Below are 5,067 nucleotides of genomic sequence, written 5' to 3'. Positions count from 1 at the left end.
TTATATCACACATTAATCAGAAAGGAGCCAATATGGCTGAAGAAATTACAAAAAAATTACCTCCAAAAATATCGCTTAAGGCTGCACGAGTTAACGCTGGTTACTCTGCCAAAGAAGTTGGAGAAATTGTCAAAAAGCACTACCAAACTATTCTAAGCTATGAAAAGGATAGTGAGAACATTCCAACAGGATTGCTAATTGAGTTGTCTGAAATATATCGTTATCCTATGGATTTTATTTTTTTAGGAAAAACATACGGTTTAAACAGTATAAAAGAAAAAGCTAGCTAGAAAGGCGATAACATGAACGAATTACAAAATTTTAATTTTAACAATTTGCCAGTACGAACAGTACTTATTGACGATGAACCATGGTTTGTCGGAAAAGATGTGGCAGAAATACTCGGTTACTCAAATACAAAAGATGCATTATTGAAGCATGTTGATGACGAAGATAAGCTGGGGTCGCAAATTACGACCTCAGGTCAAAAGCGAAATATGGTAGTCGTCAATGAATCTGGTTTATATAACTTGATTCTTGGAGCATCAAAACAAGGTAAAAATCAAGAAATTAAAGAAAAAGCCCGGCAATTCAAACGCTGGATTACTCACGAAGTCCTCCCAACAATACGCAAGCACGGAGCATACATGACGGATTCAAAACTCGAAGAAGCATTGCTTAATCCCGATACGCTTATCAATCTTGCTACACAACTCAAACAGGAGAGAGAAGAAAAGGCACAACTTAGAGCATTGAACTCAACACTTGCTGTTGAAAACCAAATCATGCAGCCTAAAGCACAGTACTTTGATGATTTAGTTGAGAGAAATTTATTAACTAGTTTTCGAGATACTGCCAAAATGCTTAAAGTTGGTCAAAAGCAACTAATTGATTGGCTTTTGGAAAATAAATATATTTACCGTGACAAGAAAAATAAACTTATGCCATATGCTCAATATAATAATGATTTATTTGAAATTAAAGAGAGCAAGGGAGCCACAAGCTCATGGAAAGGCGCTCAAACGCTAGTTACTCCGACAGGCAGAGAAACATTCAATTTACTTTTAAACGAGTATAAGGCTAGCTAGAAAGGAACTTTAAATGAAATACCAGCCAGACGATTATTTGACAACAAGCGAGATTGCAGCTGAGTTTGGTTATACAACCAGAACGATATATACCAGAAAAAAGGAAATGCAACTTATGAAAGGTTTCAGTTCAGGTATTTTTCTCGGAGGTCGTAAAATTCGCTATAAAGAACTATGCGATTTTCTTAGATATGTCCACACACCGGAATACCATATTGAAAAAAGGAAGCTAGAAGAAAAAGGCTTGCTTCCTAAACCTAAAAAGAAAGCATGACTTACATATACATAGTTAATTTAATAATGCGGTGCTCCGCTAGAAAAGGAAAAACAAAAATGAGAAGACTAATAACCACACGAACATTTGAAGAAGAACAAAAACTTGCCGATTACGACAAGTTAGCTAGTGACTATAAAGAGTTGCAAGATGAGTTAAACAAAGTGGCTGAAAGCCGTGATGACTTCAAAGAGTGCTATGAAATCATGCTGGACAAGTTCGCAGCGCTTGAAGAGTTCAATGCAGTGTTGATGCAAGAGCTTGAAATCAGATGTAAAAATGATGATTCACGTAAGAAAATGAATGATGCAACGAAAATTGCTTCATGGTAAAAGGAAAACCCCATGAGGATGGGGCTTGTAAAAAAAGTTTGTCTATATTATAGCACAAATCAAACGAAAAAGGAAGAAGTAAAATGGCAAATCAAATAACAAAAACACAACAGACCCTTAAAAGCGCAGAGGTCAAAAAGAAGTTTGAAGAAGTATTAGGCAAAAAAACAGACGGGTTCGTCGCAAGCTTGCTTTCAGTAGTTGGCAATTCAAATTTAAAAAATGCTAATGCGAACAGCGTAATGACTGCAGCGATGAAAGCAGCTACTCTTGATTTACCAATTGAGCCAAGCCTTGGATTTGCTTATGTTATCCCTTACGGTGCTGAAGCGCAGTTTCAAATCGGATATAAAGGGTTTATTCAATTAGCGCTTAGAAGCGGTCAACTCACAGGACTAAACTGTGGAATCGTATATGAAAGCCAATTTATCAGCTACGACCCTCTTTTTGAAGAACTAGAACTTGATTTTACTCAGCAAGCAAGCGGAGACGTAGTTGGATATTTTGCAAGTATGAAATTAGCCAACGGATTCAAAAAAGTTTTGTACTGGTCTAAAGAACAAGTGATGGCTCATAAGAAAAAGTTTGTAAAATCATCTAATGGACCATGGCGAGACCACTTTGATGCAATGGCTAAAAAAACAGTTTTAAAAGCAATGCTTACCACGTACGCCCCAGCATCTATTGAATCAAAAATGATTCAAACGGCAATAACAGAAGATGATAGTGAGCATTTTGAAAATGCTAGAGATGTTACTCAAGATGAACCTATTATTTCAATTGATGAATCAGTTAATTCAGAAGTGAAGAATGAAGAATCATACCAAGAAAGTAATGAAGGCGTACTTCAAGATAACGCAATTGAAGAGCTATTTCCAGTAGGTAAAGAATAATGAAAAAAACTTTAAGTTTTTCTGGAATTAAATCTTTTCACGAATGCGAAGCTGAAGCCGTAGCCGTAATGAACAATGAATGGGATAGGAAATCTACATTTTCTCCATCTACAATCGAAGCAATGAATGCAGGTAGTTTCGTTCATAAGTATTTCGAAAGCAAGGAAGCACTTGATGAATTCAAAAAAGAACATGAATCTGATATGTTTACAAAAGTTGGAAAATTAAAATCTCAGTTTCAGATTGCTGAAAAGATGGTTAATAGATTAGGCAGCGACCCTCTATTTAAAGCTATTTATAAGGGTTCTAAAGAGCTTGAAATTTTTGGGAAAATAAACGATATAAATTTTCACGGGTTCTTAGATTGTTTGAATTTAGAGAAAAATATTTTCATTGACATAAAAACAATACGAGGCTCTATTTACGAAAAAGAATGGTCTGAATCAGAGCATAGAAAAATTCATTGGATTGAATCGAGAAAATATCTTTGGCAAATGGCTATTTATCAAGAACTTCTTAGGCAGTCTGACGATGAAAAAATCGGTAAAAATATTCAACCTGTAATTTATGCTATTACGAAAGAAACGTTTCCAGATAGTTCAGGTATCACGATACCTCAAGAATGGTTAGATGATTCACTGCTAGAGGTGCAAGAGGCTTCTGAAAAATATATCGAAGTATTAAACGGTAGAGAGCCAAAACGTTGTGAGCGCTGCAATTATTGCAAGGCTACAAAGTTAAACACTCACACAATATCAATCACAGAATTAATTTAAAACCATGAGCAAGCTTAATCATCGTTAAACTTAAGCTAGGTCAGAGGAAGCATATTCCACTACTTTTTGGACGAGGTAGAGACCGTATTTAGTCAAGGGGCGCTGATGTAATGAGCTTAATACAGCGGTAGCCGTAAGTCAGAAGAGTGCAGGAACGCCGCAACCCCGTTATATGAAAGGAAAAATTTTTGGCAAGTAAAACAAAAATATACTTTTGGATAAAGCTAGATGAAAACTTCTTCAAAAATCTAGCAATTAAAAATTTAAGAAAAACAGTTTCTGGAGGGGATACTTTAGTAATAATTTACCAGCAAATGTTACTTTCTTCATTGCCAAATAATGGTGTTATTTATTACGAAGGAACTTTGCAAGATATAGCTCAAGAAATTGTATTAAATCTTGATGAAAAGCTTGATGATGTCAGATTGGCTATAGATTACTTCCAAAAAGCAGGTTTATTGCAAATAGGGGATGACGGAAGTGCAGAAATGCTTCAAGTTCCAATGCTTATAGGACAGGAAACAAATTGGAATAAATATAAAAGGGATAAAAAGTTGGAAAATTTCCAACCAATTTCCAACCAACTTCTAACCAGTTCCAACCAAGCTCCAACAGAGATAGAGAAAGAAATAGAATTAGAGATAGAATTAGAAAAAGAAAAAGAAAAAGAGATAGAGAGAGAAACAAATATTGATGAAAAATTCGCTCGCTATTTCTCTATCTTTCATCAATTTGCTAGAAAAAATGGAAATAAAAGAGCGATGGCGCTTCAAGAATTCATGACGTTGCCACCTTTCCAAAAAGATGAAGCGATTATTGGTGCTGAAAACTATGTAAAGTTCTATGTTCTTGATAATCCAGATGATAAATCTCATCAATACAGCGTTAATGCGTATGAATTCATAAAAAATGCGCTATTTGGAGATTACCAAGAAATGCCAGAAGTTAAAAAAGTAGCTAAAAAGAAGAAGTGGATTTAATTAATGGAAGTTAAAGTTAATGGAGAAGTAATCACTCCTATTGAGCTTGAAGAAGTATGTCCAGAGCATGGATGCCACTTGCTTGGAAGAAATGAGCCAGTATGGTCTTATGATGGACATGATTCAAACGGGAAAGGAATTGGCGGACATTGGTATACTCCTAGAGTTTGCCCGCAATGTTTCGGAAGAAAGCCAGAAGAATCAGTAAGAGTGAGTTCAATTGCTGAATTCAAGCATAAAAAGGGGATTGACCTTAAAAAAGACGTTATTGTCAAGTACTCATTTAACGACGAGTTGAGCGTTGTTGCTGCAGATAACATGAAATCGTGGATTATCCAAAATGTTGGAAGAGAAATCAAGGTTAAAATCGTAAATACTCGAAAATACTGCGAACAAATGACACACCGTTTCATGAGCGACGAGGAAAAGCAAAAGTTTTTGAAGCTAAAGCATGAGATTGAAATTGCGGACTTAGTCATCATTGACTCACTCGCTGACTTTTCAGAAAGCCAAGAGGAGTCGGTATATAACATGATGCTGACGTGTAAGGACAACGCATCATTCATGATTCTTACTATTCCAGAAAGTGAAAGCAGACTTGATGATATGCCTATAAAGCTTAAATATAGGCTAAAATCTGCGCAAATAATGGGGTTAGATAGTAAAGGAAGAAGAAATGAAGTTTGAATTTGAACTGGAAAAGATGCCAACTACACAACAGCAA

7 protein-coding genes and 1 pseudogene are annotated in these 5,067 nt (G+C 35.6%); all 8 read left to right on the top strand.

What is annotated here, in order from left to right:
* Window positions 1-68: 68 nt before the first annotated feature.
* A complete protein-coding gene (locus GHI93_RS12685) occupies window positions 69-290 on the top strand; it encodes a helix-turn-helix transcriptional regulator (RefSeq protein ID WP_343030379.1) in 222 nt (73 codons plus the stop codon).
* A gap of 12 nt (window positions 291-302) precedes the next feature.
* The gene (locus tag GHI93_RS12680) at window positions 303-1,088 is read left to right on the top strand and encodes a BRO family protein (protein ID WP_153497353.1); all 786 of its coding nucleotides are present in this window, start codon (window positions 303-305) and stop codon (window positions 1,086-1,088) included.
* A gap of 13 nt (window positions 1,089-1,101) precedes the next feature.
* Window positions 1,102-1,362, top strand: coding sequence for a helix-turn-helix transcriptional regulator (locus tag GHI93_RS12675; protein ID WP_153497352.1), 261 nt, complete (start codon window positions 1,102-1,104; stop codon window positions 1,360-1,362).
* A 59-nt stretch (window positions 1,363-1,421) separates the two neighbouring features.
* Window positions 1,422-1,694 carry a hypothetical protein gene (locus GHI93_RS12670; protein ID WP_153497351.1) on the top strand — a complete coding sequence of 91 codons (273 nt, stop codon included), beginning with the start codon at window positions 1,422-1,424 and terminating at the stop codon, window positions 1,692-1,694.
* A gap of 80 nt (window positions 1,695-1,774) precedes the next feature.
* Window positions 1,775-2,587: pseudogene (locus tag GHI93_RS12665) on the top strand (recombinase RecT); the annotation flags it as partial.
* Window positions 2,587-3,363 (top strand): PD-(D/E)XK nuclease-like domain-containing protein, encoded by a 777-nt coding sequence (locus GHI93_RS12660; RefSeq protein ID WP_153497349.1) that lies wholly within the window; start codon window positions 2,587-2,589, stop codon window positions 3,361-3,363. The pseudogene GHI93_RS12665 and the gene GHI93_RS12660, both read left to right, overlap by 1 nt.
* A gap of 188 nt (window positions 3,364-3,551) precedes the next feature.
* The gene (locus GHI93_RS12655) at window positions 3,552-4,343 is read left to right on the top strand and encodes a phage replisome organizer protein (RefSeq protein ID WP_153497348.1); all 792 of its coding nucleotides are present in this window, start codon (window positions 3,552-3,554) and stop codon (window positions 4,341-4,343) included.
* A 3-nt stretch (window positions 4,344-4,346) separates the two neighbouring features.
* Complete coding sequence (locus GHI93_RS12650; RefSeq protein WP_153497347.1) at window positions 4,347-5,030, top strand: hypothetical protein; 684 nt, start codon at window positions 4,347-4,349, stop codon at window positions 5,028-5,030.
* The last annotated feature ends 37 nt before the right edge of the window (window positions 5,031-5,067 follow it).

The organism is Lactococcus hircilactis (genome assembly GCF_009601015.1).
Lineage (GTDB): Bacteria > Bacillota > Bacilli > Lactobacillales > Streptococcaceae > Lactococcus > Lactococcus hircilactis.
Note: the sequence above shows the minus strand (reverse complement) of the source record. Positions and strands in the feature narration are given on the sequence as shown.